Source organism: Streptomyces sp. NPDC002076, from assembly GCF_053593835.1.
Genome location: NZ_JBSFDI010000002.1, coordinates 383,753 through 396,962, shown reverse-complemented (window position 1 = coordinate 396,962; position 13,210 = coordinate 383,753). Strand labels below are relative to the sequence as shown.

The 13,210-nt window shown below is 71.2% G+C and carries 15 protein-coding genes and 1 pseudogene; 4 read left to right on the top strand and 12 right to left on the bottom strand.

Translation table 11 applies throughout. The features are described from left to right. Positions 1-187: 187 nt before the first annotated feature. The 7 genes from ACWCQS_RS06050 to ACWCQS_RS06020 all read right to left on the bottom strand — a co-directional run bounded on the left by ACWCQS_RS06050 (position 188) and on the right by ACWCQS_RS06020 (position 4,688). A complete protein-coding gene (locus tag ACWCQS_RS06050; RefSeq protein WP_451003321.1) occupies positions 188-1,090 on the bottom strand; it encodes a polysaccharide deacetylase family protein in 903 nt (300 codons plus the stop codon). A 143-nt stretch (positions 1,091-1,233) separates the two neighbouring features. Further along, the gene (locus ACWCQS_RS06045; RefSeq protein WP_451003320.1) at positions 1,234-1,758 is read right to left on the bottom strand and encodes a hypothetical protein; all 525 of its coding nucleotides are present in this window, start codon (positions 1,756-1,758) and stop codon (positions 1,234-1,236) included. Positions 1,759-2,082: 324 nt separating this feature from the next. Beyond that, complete coding sequence (ykgO, locus tag ACWCQS_RS06040) at positions 2,083-2,205, bottom strand: type B 50S ribosomal protein L36 (RefSeq protein WP_153537567.1); 123 nt, start codon at positions 2,203-2,205, stop codon at positions 2,083-2,085. 36 nt (positions 2,206-2,241) lie between these two features. Next, entirely contained in the window at positions 2,242-2,499 is a 258-nt protein-coding gene (locus ACWCQS_RS06035; protein ID WP_451003319.1) for a type B 50S ribosomal protein L31, read from the bottom strand. A 47-nt stretch (positions 2,500-2,546) separates the two neighbouring features. Further along, the gene (gene rpmG / locus ACWCQS_RS06030) at positions 2,547-2,711 is read right to left on the bottom strand and encodes a 50S ribosomal protein L33 (protein ID WP_153537563.1); all 165 of its coding nucleotides are present in this window, start codon (positions 2,709-2,711) and stop codon (positions 2,547-2,549) included. A 229-nt stretch (positions 2,712-2,940) separates the two neighbouring features. Continuing rightward, a complete protein-coding gene (locus tag ACWCQS_RS06025; protein WP_451003318.1) occupies positions 2,941-3,762 on the bottom strand; it encodes an ABC transporter permease in 822 nt (273 codons plus the stop codon). Continuing rightward, entirely contained in the window at positions 3,759-4,688 is a 930-nt protein-coding gene (locus ACWCQS_RS06020; RefSeq protein ID WP_451003317.1) for an ABC transporter ATP-binding protein, read from the bottom strand. The genes ACWCQS_RS06025 and ACWCQS_RS06020 overlap by 4 nt, the downstream gene beginning before the upstream one ends. A 133-nt stretch (positions 4,689-4,821) precedes the next feature. Between ACWCQS_RS06020 and ACWCQS_RS06015 the strand changes: the two genes are divergently transcribed. Continuing rightward, positions 4,822-6,072, top strand: a complete 1,251-nt coding sequence (locus tag ACWCQS_RS06015; RefSeq protein WP_451003316.1) for a sensor histidine kinase — start codon at positions 4,822-4,824, stop codon at positions 6,070-6,072. Further along, positions 6,069-6,731 carry a response regulator gene (locus ACWCQS_RS06010; protein ID WP_451003315.1) on the top strand — a complete coding sequence of 221 codons (663 nt, stop codon included), beginning with the start codon at positions 6,069-6,071 and terminating at the stop codon, positions 6,729-6,731. Before ACWCQS_RS06015 ends, ACWCQS_RS06010 begins: the two co-directional genes overlap by 4 nt. 39 nt (positions 6,732-6,770) lie before the next feature. Here ACWCQS_RS06010 and ACWCQS_RS06005 read toward each other — a convergent pair whose 3' ends face one another. The 4 genes from ACWCQS_RS06005 to argG all read right to left on the bottom strand — a co-directional run bounded on the left by ACWCQS_RS06005 (position 6,771) and on the right by argG (position 11,735). Beyond that, on the bottom strand, positions 6,771-7,847 hold the full coding sequence (locus ACWCQS_RS06005; protein WP_451003314.1) for a fatty acid desaturase family protein: 1,077 nt from the start codon (positions 7,845-7,847) through the stop codon (positions 6,771-6,773). A 177-nt stretch (positions 7,848-8,024) separates the two neighbouring features. Then, positions 8,025-9,023 carry a type I glyceraldehyde-3-phosphate dehydrogenase gene (gene gap / locus ACWCQS_RS06000; RefSeq protein WP_388631459.1) on the bottom strand — a complete coding sequence of 333 codons (999 nt, stop codon included), beginning with the start codon at positions 9,021-9,023 and terminating at the stop codon, positions 8,025-8,027. A gap of 115 nt (positions 9,024-9,138) precedes the next feature. After that, complete coding sequence (locus ACWCQS_RS05995; protein ID WP_388631462.1) at positions 9,139-10,095, bottom strand: GlxA family transcriptional regulator; 957 nt, start codon at positions 10,093-10,095, stop codon at positions 9,139-9,141. 191 nt (positions 10,096-10,286) lie between these two features. After that, on the bottom strand, positions 10,287-11,735 hold the full coding sequence (gene argG, locus ACWCQS_RS05990; protein ID WP_388631465.1) for an argininosuccinate synthase: 1,449 nt from the start codon (positions 11,733-11,735) through the stop codon (positions 10,287-10,289). 145 nt (positions 11,736-11,880) lie between these two features. On the opposite strand from argG, the gene ACWCQS_RS05985 reads away from it, so the two are divergent. Next, a complete protein-coding gene (locus ACWCQS_RS05985) occupies positions 11,881-12,690 on the top strand; it encodes a DUF427 domain-containing protein (protein WP_451003313.1) in 810 nt (269 codons plus the stop codon). Between the two features lie 11 nt (positions 12,691-12,701). Here ACWCQS_RS05985 and ACWCQS_RS05980 read toward each other — a convergent pair. Continuing rightward, positions 12,702-13,016 (bottom strand): annotated as a pseudogene (locus ACWCQS_RS05980) (LLM class F420-dependent oxidoreductase); the annotation flags it as partial. Between the two features lie 17 nt (positions 13,017-13,033). Here ACWCQS_RS05980 and ACWCQS_RS05975 point away from each other — a divergent pair. Continuing rightward, on the top strand, positions 13,034-13,156 hold the full coding sequence (locus tag ACWCQS_RS05975; protein WP_451003312.1) for a hypothetical protein: 123 nt from the start codon (positions 13,034-13,036) through the stop codon (positions 13,154-13,156). Positions 13,157-13,210: the final 54 nt, after the last annotated feature.

The window sequence follows — 13,210 nt, the reverse complement described above, 5'->3', positions numbered from 1 at the left end:
GGTGTGTCTCTGGCACATATTGTGAGCCGCCGTTGCCCCAGTGACGAGTGGTGAGACAGGGGCAATCGGGAGCCGGAGCGGCACCGAGGCGGCCTTGGCCCGGCGTTCCGTGGCGCTGTAGTCGGCGCGGTGACAGTGGGCGCCGACCGGTCACGTTCGGTGCATCGCCGCCACTCCGTGGCACATGTCAGGTCCGAGGCATGGCGTCCGACAGGCGGACGAAGCGGTGGCCGGTGGCCAGCAGGTGCGGGACGGCGCTCGCGATGCCCCGTGCGGTGCCGCCCTCGGGGTGGTTCATGTGGCACAGGACGATGGAACCGGCCCGAGCCGAGGCGACGGTGGCGTGGACCTGCTCGGCGGTGAAGGTGGCGCCGCCGTCACCGTTGACGGAGAAGCTCACGAAGCGCTCCCCCAGGTCTGTGACGATGCGGGCCGCGACATCGTCGCAGTACGCGGTGCCGGAGCGGAAGAAGCGCGGCGGGGCGCCGAGCAGGCGGGTCAGCCTGGCCCGGTTGCCGGCGATCTCGTCGTACACCTCGCCCGCGTCACGGGTACCGGGAATGCCGTACGCGGGGCGGCCGGTGACGGACAGCGGACGGTGCCGGGTGCCGTGGTTGGCGATCTCGAACAGCGGGTCGGTGGCCAGTCGGTGGAATGTGGCCGGGTTGGCGTCGATCCAGCGGGAATTGATGAACAACGTCGCCGGAATGTGCCGTGCCCGGAGGAAATCGACGAGCGCCCGGTCATAGCCGCTGCCGCCCGGGCCGCCGCAGGCGTCGAAGGTCAGCGCGATGTCGCGGGCCGGGTGCGGCAGGGAGTGCACCACACCCGGGGCGTCGAAGCCCCAGGTGTGCGGCACGCTGCGCCCGTAGCGGGCCACGGTCTCCGCGCGGGTGACGAGAGGCCGGGCGGCGGAGGCCGTGGCCGAGGGGACGACAGTGGGCGGCCGTGGAGTCGTCGCGCCCGCGCCTGCCCCCGGCGAACCGGAGGAGGCCGCCGCGGGGGCGCCGCCACCGTTGTTCGGGCCCGCGCAACCGGCGAGCAGTCCTCCCGCCATGGCGGCCAGCACCGCACGGCGACCAGCCGTCATCCGTTCCCCCACACCTGATCGCGGGCCGTCACCCCGACAGCCGTCCACGACGGCAACCGTATGCAGCGGACCACCCGCGGCCGTGAAGACGGGGGTAAGAGGTCTTCCAGAATCGGCGGCGGGCGAGTCGGGGCACGGTGGCACTACCGGCCGTTCCTGTCTCCCGGCCGTCCCTTGGCCGGGTGCCGCCGTGCGTACGACCAGGTGACCGCCGTCATCAAAACCGGTACGGCGAGGAGCGGGCCGTAGGCGAGGGCCCACACGGTGCGGGGCGCGCCGCTCGCGAGCTCCGTGCGACTGTCCACGGTGAAGGCGACCACCACCTGCGACAACGCCACCAGGATCGTCACAGCCGAGGCCGTCCAGGCCAGACCGGCCAGGGCACGGGTGTGTCGCGGTGGCCGGTCGCGGACGAGGAGCAAGGGGAAGAGAGCGGCCAGCTCGGTCAGGACGGACAGGCCGACGACGTAGGAGACTCCCCAGCCCGGTATGGCGTATGAATCGCGCAACACCTTGTCGCTGTAGCCCACGTAGAGGCCCGATGCCATGGCCAGACGCCACAGGCCCGAGGGTGCCGCGCACCAGGCGATGGCGTGAGCGGCGCGGCGCGCCCAGAGGGGGGCGGGTGGGAGGGCACGAAGAGGAGGGGGCACAGTCGCTCTGGTCATGCCGAACATGCTGGTCGGCGTGTGCCGCCGACGCCTCCTCCGCCGAGCCCGGCCTTCTCCGTCGCGCGGCGGAAGGCGCCCCGCCGGAGGGGGACTTGAGTAGGAGCGCAGGTGGCGTCGCCGAGTCTGTTCCTGCGGTGTATCCGATCGGCATGGAGGAACTCTGCGCGCTGGTCGCCGCCCTGCCCCGGCAAGGCGTGACCGACGCGGAGCGGAGCCCCTGTCGCCGGACCTGACCGGACCACTGCGGCAAGCAGAACCGAACGGGCCCGGTCCTGCGCGGGGCAGGACCGGGCCCATGTCTTCTCCTCCCGGCGCGGCCGGTCAGCCCTGGCGCGCCTTGAAGCGGGGGTTCTTCTTGTTCACGACGAAGACCACCCCGCGGCGGCGCACCAGTTGGGCGCCGGGCTTGGACTTCAGTGAGCGCAGGGACTTGCGCACCTTCATGGCTTGGCTCTCCTCGTGCTCAGGAGCACCCGTCGGTCAGCCGCGGGACGCCGGACGGCCGTAGCGGCGCTGGAAGCGTTCGATGCGGCCGGCGGTGTCCACGGCCCGCGCGGTGCCGGTGTAGAAGGGATGGCTGGCCGACGAGATCTCCACGTCGATCAGCGGGTAGGTGGTGCCGTCTTCCCAGACGACGGTCTTCGACGCGGCGGCGGTCGAACGAGTCAGGAAGAGGGTGTCGGCGGCCCGGTCGCGGAAGACGACGAGCCGGGACTCGGGATGGATGCCTGTCCTCATGGGTGTGCCTCCTTGTGGCCGTCGGCCCGAGGGGGCCGCGGCGTGCTTCAGCGTTCCTCGCGGAAGGTGACGTGCCGGCCGGCGACCGGGTCGTACTTGCGCAGGACGAGCCGGTCGGGGTCGCTCAGACGGTTCTTGCGTGTCACATAGGTGACGCCGGTACCTGCCGTCGACTTCAGCCTGACGACGGGACGCACGGTGCTGCGTGCCATGAGAATCTCCCTTCACCCACACCCCGGGATTGACCCGAGCATGTCAGCAATGAGTGCAACAGTGCCGCGTGCTCCGACATTCCCGGTGCTGTCGTGCCGCCGCCCGCCGGACGAGCGGGCAGGTTCGGACACGATCGTGCAAACCACGTAGGGGTCGCCGGCATTCCCGGACGTCGTCTCGGGCGCACCGCCTGTCGCGCCCGGGAGCAGACGGCCCCGTGGGGACAGGTCAGACGTCCCGCTTCCTGACGACCAGCACGGCGGCGACGACCGCGATCAGGGGCCACAGCACATACACCGTCCAGGAGCCGGGGACCGTGGCGCTGAACATGCGGGAGCCGGGATCCGGTTCCCAGTTCTGGACCAGGCGCTGCCAGGCGGCGACGACCATGGTGTGGTTGACGTCGGCGGACCACCGCTTGCTCTGCGAGAAGACGGTGGGCAGCATCAGCAGCGTGAAGGCACAGGTCGCCATGGTCGCGGCGGTGTGCCGGATCAGTACGCCCAGCCCGAGCCCGACCAGTGCGCAGACGGGGGCCAGCAGCGCCGATGCCACGAGCGCCCGCGGCACACCGGGGTGTGTGATCGAGACCCCCGCGTGCCGTCCGTTCAGGATGGCCTGGGAGACGAGGAAGCTACAGGTGGAGACGGCCGTACCGACGGCGGTCCACAGTGCGGCGGTGACGGTCGCCTTGGCCAGTATCACCGAGCCGCGGGCGGGGACGGCCACGGTGGTAGTGCGGATCAGGCCGCTGCTGTACTCGCTCACGATCGTGATGGCCCCGACGCTGCCTGCGACGAGCATCAGCGTCATGTAGCCGGGCTGCGGACAGGCGTCGAAGGGCAGGAAGCCGGCGGGGCTACGCACGGTCGTACCGGCGGCCGCCAGGTTGTGGTAGTCCGCGAGTGCCGCCACGGCGGCGGAACCGATCACGAACAGGCCGGCGAGTGCGATCGTCCACCAAGTGGAGCGCAGGGACCGTGTTTTGATCCACTCGGCGGCGACCAGGTCACCGAAACGGACGGGTGCGGCGATGGTGCGTGTCGTCATCGGGGCTGTCCTGCCAGGTATTCGACGCTGTCGGCGGTGAGTTCCATGAACGCCTGCTCCAGTGAGGCCGTGCGCGTGGTCAGCTCGTGCAGCGGGATCCGGTGTTCCAGGGCGAGCGCTCCGATCCGGTCCGCCGGCAACCCGGTCACGGTGAGCCTCCCTGCGCCGGCTGGACCCTGCGGACCCTGCGGCTCGACCGATGCGCCGGCGGCGGTCAGTACCGCCGCCAGCCTCGTGGCCTCAGGGCCGGCCACCACGACGCTGCGGCGGGTGCTGCGGGCCGCGAAGTCCTCCACCGACTCGGCGGCGATCAGCCGGCCCCGGCCGATGACGACGAGCTGGTCGGCGGTGTTCTCCATCTCCGACATCAGATGACTGGAGAGGAAGACGGTACGTCCCTCGGCGGCCAGTCTGCGGAAGAGGCGCCGGACCCAGAGAACGCCTTCCGGGTCCATGCCGTTGATCGGCTCGTCGAACATCAGCACCGGTGGATCGCCGAGCAAGGCGGTGGCGATCCCGAGCCGTTGCTTCATGCCGAGCGAGAAGCCGCCTATACGCCGCCTCGCGACCTCCGCCAGCCCGACCTCCTGCAGCACCTCCGTGACCCGCCGCGGCGGGATGCCGTTGCTGCGGGCCAGTGCGGACAGATGGGCCGCCGCGCTGCGTCCGCCGTGCACATGGCCGGCGTCCAGGAGCGCGCCGACGTGCCGCAGGCCGCGCGGGTGGCTGCGGAATTCGGCCTTGCCGACCGTGGCGGAGCCGCCCGTGGGTCTGTCGAGGCCGAGGATCATCCTCAGGGTGGTGGTCTTGCCAGCTCCGTTGGGACCGAGGAAGCCGGTGACCTGTCCCGGCCGCACGGCGAAGGTGAGGCGCTCGACAGCCGTCTTGTCGCCGTAGCGCTTGGTGAGTTCGTTGACTTCGATCACGGCGACAACGGTGCCGGGTGACGCCCGGTGCGGGCATGAAGCCGTGGGTGGCAAACGCGCACGGCGGATTGGCCCACGGGTGTACGTCCCGGGGCCGATGCCGCGGCTTCGGGCGGCTGGTTAGGCTCGCGGCATGACCACCACCGACCCCCCGGCTGCCGCCGCGTCCTTCGCAGCGCCACGGGACCGCCGGAACCACGCACGTGCGGGGACGAGCGCGACGCTCACGGCCTGGGCGGGTGGCGTTCTGTACGTCCTCCTGCTGCTGGTCCTGGTAGGGGGCGCGCCCCGGGACTCGGGCCCTCTTGTCGCCGTCGGATCGCTGCCGGGGGTGGCCCTGCTCGTGGGGGTGCTGCGCCGGACGCCGCTGACGGCCCTGCTGCTGACGCTTCTCGGTGCCACCTCCGTGGTGGTCGTCCCTCAGCGCTCCAACCGGGTGAGCCTGACCCTGTTCTATCAGGGTCAGTTCCTGTCGTATCTGGCGGCGGACCTCGTCCTGGGGTACATCGTCGCCACGTGCAGGCGCCGGGTCTCCATCGGCGCCGTGTCTCTGGCTTTCGTCGTCCAGTTCATGGCGATCGGCCTCTTCGCACACGGCCCGGCCGTGATCGTCGACGGTGTGATCGGCCTTCTGACGATGGCGGCGTCGTGCATGCTCGGGCTGCTGAGCCGCGAGCGCCGTGAGCACGCGGTGGCGCTGCGCGCACAGGAGGTGGCCGAGGCGGTCACCGCCGAACGGCTACGGATAGCAAGGGAGTTGCACGACATGATCGCGCACTCCGTCGGCATCATCGCCATCCAGGCGGGGGTGGGCAGCCGGGTCATCCACACCCAACCCGATGCGGCCCGCGACGCCCTGCGGGCCATCGAGAGCACCAGCAGACAGACCTTGTCCGGCCTGCGGCGCACCCTGGTGGCGCTCCGCCAGGCCGAACCGGACACCGCGCCGGCAGGGCAGGCTCCGCTCGCTCCCTCACCCGGTCTCGCGGACGTCGAACGTCTGGCGGCGGTGACGGCGGAGGCCGGGGTACGTGTCGAGGTGCGCGCCAGCGGGGAGCGGCGGCCGCTGCCGCCCGACGTCGAGCTGTCGGCCTACCGTATCGTGCAGGAGGCGCTGACCAACGTGGTCCGTCATGCGGGCACCGGGCACTGCACGGTCGCCATCGACTACGGGAACGAGGAGCTGTCCGTGGAGGTCGTCGACGACGGGCGTGGTGTCCCCGGGGACGGCGCGGGCCACGGCTTCGGCATCGTCGGCATGCGGGAGCGGGTCGCCCTGCTGCACGGCCGGTTCAGCGCGGGCCCTCGTGCCGAGGGCGGCTTCCGGGTGGTGGCCCGGCTGCCGCTGCCCGAACCTGCCGGCGTCTCGGCGGACACCCGATGAGCGTGCGGATCGTCCTCGCCGACGACCAGCAACTCGTGCGGTCCGGTCTGCGGGTCCTCATGGCCGACCACCCCGATCTGGAGGTCGTCGGCGAGGCCGCAACCGGTGAGGAGGCCGTCCAGCGGGTCCGGGAGACCGGACCCGACGTGGTGGTCATGGACATCCGGATGCCCGGCATGGACGGCATCGAGGCCACGCGCCGGATCACGGCCGGCGACGCGTCGACCCGCGTGCTGATCCTCACCACGTTCGACGAGGACGACCATGTCTACGGCGCGCTCCGGGCCGGGGCCAGTGGCTTCGCCGTCAAGGACATGGCCCTGGACGACATCCTCGGCGCGATCCGCGTGGTCGCCGCCGGTGACGCACTGATCGCGCCGAGTGTGACACGCCGTCTGATCGCGGACTTCGTCGAACACCGGGCGGCCACACCGCGGCGCTCCGCCCGACTGCCCGAGGGCATCACCGAGCGGGAACGGGAAGTGCTGACCCTGGTCGGACGCGGGCGGTCCAACACCGAGATCGCGGCAGACCTCTTCATCACGGTGGCCACCGCCAAGTCACATGTCTCCCGGCTGCTCAGCAAACTCGACGCCCGGGACCGGGTGCAGCTCGTGATCGCCGCGTACGAGGCGGGGCTGGTCACGCCGTGGAGCTGAGCGCCGTACGGCCAATCCCTGACCCTCGCCATGGACACATCAGGATGCCCTGCGCTGGCGCCTGATCGGTTCTCCCACCCGGTGCATATGGGTGAGGGCCTCGCGGTAGGACCGGATCAGGCCGGTCTCGTGGTACGGCACGCCGATCTCCGCGCAGTAGTCGCGGACGATGATCTGGGCCCGCCGCAGATGGGGGGTGGGCATGCTCGGGAACAGGTGGTGCTCGATCTGGTAGTTGAGCCCGCCGAGCATCACGTCGGTGAGCCGGCCGCCGCGTACGTTGCGGGAGGTGAGGACCTGGCGGCGCAGGAAGTCGGGTCGTTCGTCGCCGGTGAACGTGGGCATGCCCTTGTGGTTCGGTGCGAAGGTGCAGCCGAGGTAGACACCGAAGAGACACTGGTGCACGAAGAGGAATGCGACCGCCTTGCCGGGCGAGAGCACCAGGAACAGCGCGGACACACAGGCCGCGAGGTGAAGGAGGAGCAGGCCGCCCTCCAGGACCCGGTGTTTCGTGGCGGGCGAGCGCAGCGCCCGCACGCTCGCGACGTGCAGGTTGAAGCCCTCCAGCGTCAGCAGGGGGAAGAACAGCCAGGCCTGGTGTCCTCCGATGAGACGGGCGAGGCCACGACTGTTGCGGGCCTGGGCGGTGGACCACACCAGGATGTCCGGGGCGACATCCGGGTCGAGTTCCTCGTGGTTGGGGTTGGCGTGGTGGCGGGTGTGCTTGTTCATCCACCAGCCGTAGCTCATACCGATGCCGAGATTACCGAAGAGCCGGCCCCAGGTCTCGCTCGGCCGGCCGCGCCGGAAGACCTGGCGGTGCGCCAAGTCATGGGCCACCAGGGCAACTTGACCGAAAACGAGGGCCAGGAAGGCCGCCACCGCCAGCTGCCACCAGGTGTCGCCGAGCACGAGGAAGGCGCCCCAGCCCGCCGCCAGCAGCGCGGTCACCAGGCCGAGCCGTGCCGTGTAGTAGCCGGGGCGCCGCTTCATCAGACCCGCCGCGGCGACACGCCGGGACAGCCGGGCGAAGTCGCTGCCGGCTCCGGCATCGGACGTACGGGAAGGGGCGGTGGGCGTGCCGGACGCGACCGGGGCTTGCGGGGAGATCGTCATGCCGTCGAGTCTCGGCGGGCCCGTTCACCCGCGACAGCCGGTCAGGCACCGTACCGGATGGGGGGCTTTCCCCAGGAAGTCCCAGGGTGTTGCCACCATGTCAAGCCGCTGACCTGGTCCTTCTCGCGAGAGGTGCGGCACCGGGAGCGGACGGCGTGGTCCGCTCCCGGTCTCCGGTCAGTGCCCGGCGAGGAGTTCGAGCGTGTCGATCACGCGGTTGGAGAAGCCCCACTCGTTGTCGTACCAGGCGACCACCTTGATGTGCCGGCCGTCGACGCGGGTGAGGGCCGAGTCGAAGATCGACGAGGCCGGATTGCCGGTGATGTCGGACGACACGAGCGGGTCGTCCGAGTACTCCAGGATGCCGGCGAGCGGGCCCTGTGCCGCGGCGCGGTACGCGGCCAGGACGTCGTCGCGGGTCACGTCACGTGCGACGGTCGTGTTGAGCTCCACGATCGAGCCGACCGGGACGGGGACGCGGATCGAGTCGCCCGACAGCTTGCCGTCGAGGTTCGGCAGCACCAGGCCGATCGCCTTGGCCGCACCCGTCGTGGTGGGCACGATGTTGACGGCGGCGGCGCGGGCCCGGCGGGCGTCGCGGTGCGGGCCGTCCTGCAGGTTCTGCTCCTGGGTATAGGCGTGCACGGTCGTCATGAACCCGTGCTCGATCCCGGCGAGTTCGTCCAGCACGGCGGCCAGCGGGGCGAGCGCGTTGGTGGTGCAGGAGGCGTTGGAGACGATCGTGTGCAGCTCCGGGTCGTACGCGTCGGTGTTGACCCCGTAGGCGAGCGTGACGTCGGCTCCGTCGGACGGCGCGCTCACGAGCACCTTCTTCGCGCCGGCGTCGAGGTGGGCCCGGGCGGCCTTGGCCGAGGTGAAGCGGCCGGTCGCCTCCAGGACGACATCCACGCCGAGTTCGGCCCACGGCAGCTGCGCGGGCTCGCGTTCGGCGAGCACCCTGATACGGCGGCCGTCGACGACGAGGGCGTCCCCGTCGACGGTCACGGGTCGGCCGAGCCGGCCGGCCGTGGTGTCGTAGGCGAGCAGCCGCGCGAGGGTCGCGGGCTCGGTGAGGTCGTTCACGGCGACGACCTCCAGGGCGCTGCCGCGTTCGAGCAGTGCGCGCAGCACGTTGCGTCCGATACGGCCAAATCCGTTGATGGCGATGCGAGTCATGGGTGGTGTCCCTTCGGTTCCCCTCGTTTCCCCACCAGCGTCGCGTGCCGCCGGCGCGCATGACCGTGTCGAGAGCGCCATGGTTCGCAAGGATCGCGCCAGGGAGCGCCAGGGGCTATTCGCCCTGGGTGAAGGTGCGCCGGTATTCGCTCGGTGTGGTGCCGAGGATCTGCTGGAAGTGGGTCCGCAGATTCGTGCCGGTGCCGAGGCCGACGTCGGCGGCGATCTGCTCAATGCTGCGCTCGGAACGTTCGAGCAGTTCGCGGGCCAGGTCGATGCGGGCGCGCATCACCCACTGCATGGGCGTGTATCCGGTGTCCTCGACGAAACGCCGGGAGAGCGTGCGCGGGGAGACGGCGGCGTGCCGGGCGAGCACCGTGAGGGTGAGGGGCTCGCCGAGGCGGTGCAGCGCCCACTCGCGGGTCGCGGCGAACCGCTCGCCGAGCGGCTCGGGCACACTGCGCGGCACGTACTGGGCCTGGCCTCCGCTGCGGTAGGGCGCTGCGACCAGGCGGCGTGCCGCGTGGTTCGACACGGCGACCCCTAGGTCCTTGCGCAGGATGTGCAGGCACAGATCGATACCGGAGGCGGCGCCGGCCGAGGTCAGCACGCTGCCCTCGTCGACGAAGAGAACGTTCTCGTCGACCCGGACCAGCGGGTGCTTCGCGGCGAGGGCCCGCGCGTAGTGCCAGTGCGTCGTCGCCCGCTTGCCGTCGAGCAGTCCCGTGGCCGCGAGCGCGAAGGCCCCGGTCGAGATGGCCGCGAGCCGGGTGCCCCGGGCGTGGGCGGCGAGCAGTGCCTCGACGACGGACCGGGGCGGATCCTCGCGGTCCGGGAACCGGTATCCGGGGATGAAGACGATGTCCGCCCACGCGAGTGCGTCGAGCCCGTCGGCGACGTGGTACGACAGCCCGTCACCGCCCGCCACCAGCCCGGGCTCCGCCCCGCACACCCGCACCTCGTACGGCATGCTCGCCCGCGTCGTGAACACCTGCGCGGGGATCCCGACATCGAGCGGTTTGGCGCCTTCGAGGACCAGGACGGCGACGCGTTGCAGACGGGGGGACGGCACGGGACACAGGGTACGAGAGGCTCGGGAGACGCTGCCGGGATCGGCGGCGGTTCCGCAACCGGGCTCCGTCTCCGTGCACTCGTCGAGCCCCATGCGTCCGGGTTCTCAGACGGGCGGCGTACGACGACGGGCCCCGTCGGTGGTGTCCGACGGGGCCCGCTGCCCAAGGGGTGTGCGGCCGGTGAGCGGGGTCAGTCCGTGCCGGATTCCATCGCGGCGCGGTCCAGGGCCTCGTCCTCCTCCGAGATCTCGCCGCGGGAGGCGATCGCCTCGGCGCCGCCCTGCGGCATGGCGCCGATCAGGCCGGTGGAGGCGGCCTGGGCCGCACCGATCAGGGCCGGGTGCTCGGTGCCGACCATGCCGAGACCGGCGTACTGCTCGAGGCGCGCGCGGGAGTCGGCGATGTCGAGGTTGCGCATGGTGAGCTGGCCGATACGGTCCGACGGGCCGAACGCGGAGTCCTCGGTGCGCTCCATGGAGAGCTTGTCCGGGTGGTAGCTGAACGCCGGGCCCGTGGTGTCGAGGATCGAGTAGTCCTCACCGCGCCGCAGCCGCAGCGTCACCTCGCCGGTGACCGCGGCGCCGACCCAGCGCTGCAGCGACTCGCGGATCATGAGCGCCTGCGGGTCCAGCCAGCGGCCCTCGTACATGAGGCGGCCGAGCTTGCGGCCCTCGTTGTGGTACTGGGCGAGGGTGTCCTCGTTGTGGATCGCGTTGACGAGGCGCTCGTAGGCGGCGTGCAGCAGGGCCATGCCGGGGGCCTCGTAGATGCCGCGGCTCTTGGCCTCGATGATCCGGTTCTCGATCTGGTCCGACATGCCGAGGCCGTGCCGGCCGCCGATGGCGTTCGCCTCCATGACCAGCTCGACCGGCGAGGCGAACTCCTTGCCGTTGACCGTCACCGGGCGGCCCTGGTCGAAGCCGATCGTGACGTCCTCGGCGGGGATCTCGACCGTGGGGTCCCAGAACCGCACGCCCATGATCGGCTCGACGGTCTCGACACCGGTGTCCAGGTGCTCCAGGGTCTTGGCCTCGTGGGTGGCGCCCCAGATGTTGGCGTCGGTCGAGTACGCCTTCTCCGTGCTGTCGCGGTAGGGCAGCCCGTGCGCGAGCAGCCACTCGGACATCTCCTTGCGGCCGCCCAGCTCGGTCACGAAGTCCGAGTCCAGCCAGGGCTTGTAGATCCGCAGGTGCGGGTTGGCGAGCAGACCGTAGCGGTAGAACCGCTCGATGTCGTTGCCCTTGAAGGTGGAGCCGTCGCCCCAGATCTGCACGTCGTCCTCGAGCATCGCACGGACCAGGAGGGTGCCGGTGACGGCGCGGCCGAGGGGCGTGGTGTTGAAGTAGGCACGGCCGCCCGAGCGGATGTGGAACGCGCCGCAGGCGAGCGCGGCCAGTCCCTCCTCGACCAGGGCCGCACGGCAGTCGACCAGGCGCGCGATCTCGGCACCGTAGGCCGTCGCACGGCCGGGGACCGAGGCGATGTCGGGCTCGTCGTACTGGCCGATGTCGGCGGTGTAGGTGCACGGGACGGCGCCCTTGTCGCGCATCCACGCGACGGCGACCGAGGTGTCGAGGCCGCCGGAGAAGGCGATGCCGACGCGCTCGCCGACCGGAAGGGAAGTGAGGACCTTGGACATAGGAAGAGTATGCATCATTCCGCATGCCCATGCATAGCCCGACGGGCAACCGTGTGAGCCTCTTTTCACTCCCGCCTGGTAAGCGGCCCCCGTACGCGAAACCATGGAACCGCCACGGAAGACACCCCCCTCCGGAGATCCGGTCATGGCCACGCTCAGCACCGCCCAGTCCCCGCGCACCACCCCGGAAGGGCTTCTCTGGGAGCCCAGTGAGCGCTGGGTGCGCGGCCGGAAGGGCGATGTCACCGTTGTCGACAGCCGCCACCCCGTGCTGGTGTGGGAGCCCGGCGTCCCCGTGCCGCTGTACGCCTTCCCGCGTGCGGAGATCCGCGAGGACCTGCTGCGGCCGGCGAGGAACCCGCCGGCCGGGGCGCATACCGGGTCGACGGTCTTCTACGACCTCGAAGTGGACAGCGAGCTGCTGGAGAACGCGGCATGGACATTTCCCGCCGCCGATCTGGCCGGCCACATCGCCTTCGAGTGGTTCGAGCGCACCGGCCGGGGCCTGGACCACTGGTACGAGGAGGAAGAGGAGATCTTCGTCCACCCGCGCGACCCGCACAAACGGGTCGACGCCCTGCCCAGCAGCCGGCATGTCGTCGTCGAGATCGGCGGGCGGGTCGTCGCCGACACCCGCCGTCCGGTGCTCCTGTTCGAGACCGGCCTGCCCACCCGCTACTACCTCCCCCGCGAGGACGTCCGCCTCGACCTGTTCCGCCCCACCGACCACCACACCGGCTGCCCCTACAAGGGCACCGCCGAGTACTGGTCCTGGCACGGGGAGCGAGGCGAGGCGGACGTTCCGCCCGACATCGTGTGGAGCTACCCCGAGCCGCTGCCCGCGGTGGGCGCGGTCAAGGGGCTGCTCGCCTTCTACAACGAAGCCGTGGACATCACCGTGGACGGTGAGCGCCTCGCACGCCCGGTCACGCACTTCACCGCACCGCCGTCCTGACGCGAGGCGGCTCAGCCGTCCGCCGGCGCGCCGAGCGGATTCCAGGTATGCCGCTGGTCGGCCTCGCCGCCCAGATCGGTCGCCGTGAAGACCACCACCGTCGCCCCGGCCTCGCCGTAGCGCCGAACCTCGGCGGCGACGGTCTCCTCGTCGCCGATGACCGCGAGGTCGACCGCCCGGGTGCCGCCGGACAGCTCGATCACGCGCCGGTAGGACGGGAACCTCTCGTAGCAGGGGAGCGACTCGTTCGCGGCCTTGCACACCGCCTCCACGTCGGCGGTGACGACGCCGGGCACGAAGGCGACGATCCGCGGGGCCGGCCCTCCAACCCGGAGTACCTGGAGTGGTCCCTGAAGCTCACCCGGCCGGGAGCATCATCGTCGGCGACAGCGTGGTCCGCGAGGGCGCGGTCACCGACGCGGCGAGCGACGACCAGCGCGTGCAGGGCGTGCGCCGCTTCACTTGAGTGAGTGACCGGCGGGACGACAACGCCCGCCGGCGGCGGCACACCGAGCGCCGC

Coding starts and splice junctions, on each gene's coding strand:
- ACWCQS_RS06010 (WP_451003315.1), top strand. CDS start 6,069: ATGAGCGTGCGGATCGTCCTCGCCGACGACCAGCAACTCGTGCGGTCC.
- ACWCQS_RS06035 (WP_451003319.1), bottom strand. CDS start 2,499: ATGAGGACAGGCATCCATCCCGAGTCCCGGCTCGTCGTCTTCCGCGAC.
- gap (WP_388631459.1), bottom strand. CDS start 9,023: ATGACTCGCATCGCCATCAACGGATTTGGCCGTATCGGACGCAACGTG.
- ACWCQS_RS06015 (WP_451003316.1), top strand. CDS start 4,822: ATGACCACCACCGACCCCCCGGCTGCCGCCGCGTCCTTCGCAGCGCCA.
- ACWCQS_RS06025 (WP_451003318.1), bottom strand. CDS start 3,762: ATGACGACACGCACCATCGCCGCACCCGTCCGTTTCGGTGACCTGGTC.
- ACWCQS_RS06050 (WP_451003321.1), bottom strand. CDS start 1,090: ATGACGGCTGGTCGCCGTGCGGTGCTGGCCGCCATGGCGGGAGGACTG.
- rpmG (WP_153537563.1), bottom strand. CDS start 2,711: ATGGCACGCAGCACCGTGCGTCCCGTCGTCAGGCTGAAGTCGACGGCA.
- ykgO (WP_153537567.1), bottom strand. CDS start 2,205: ATGAAGGTGCGCAAGTCCCTGCGCTCACTGAAGTCCAAGCCCGGCGCC.
- ACWCQS_RS06005 (WP_451003314.1), bottom strand. CDS start 7,847: ATGACGATCTCCCCGCAAGCCCCGGTCGCGTCCGGCACGCCCACCGCC.
- argG (WP_388631465.1), bottom strand. CDS start 11,735: ATGTCCAAGGTCCTCACTTCCCTTCCGGTCGGCGAGCGCGTCGGCATC.
- ACWCQS_RS06045 (WP_451003320.1), bottom strand. CDS start 1,758: ATGACCAGAGCGACTGTGCCCCCTCCTCTTCGTGCCCTCCCACCCGCC.
- ACWCQS_RS05985 (WP_451003313.1), top strand. CDS start 11,881: ATGGCCACGCTCAGCACCGCCCAGTCCCCGCGCACCACCCCGGAAGGG.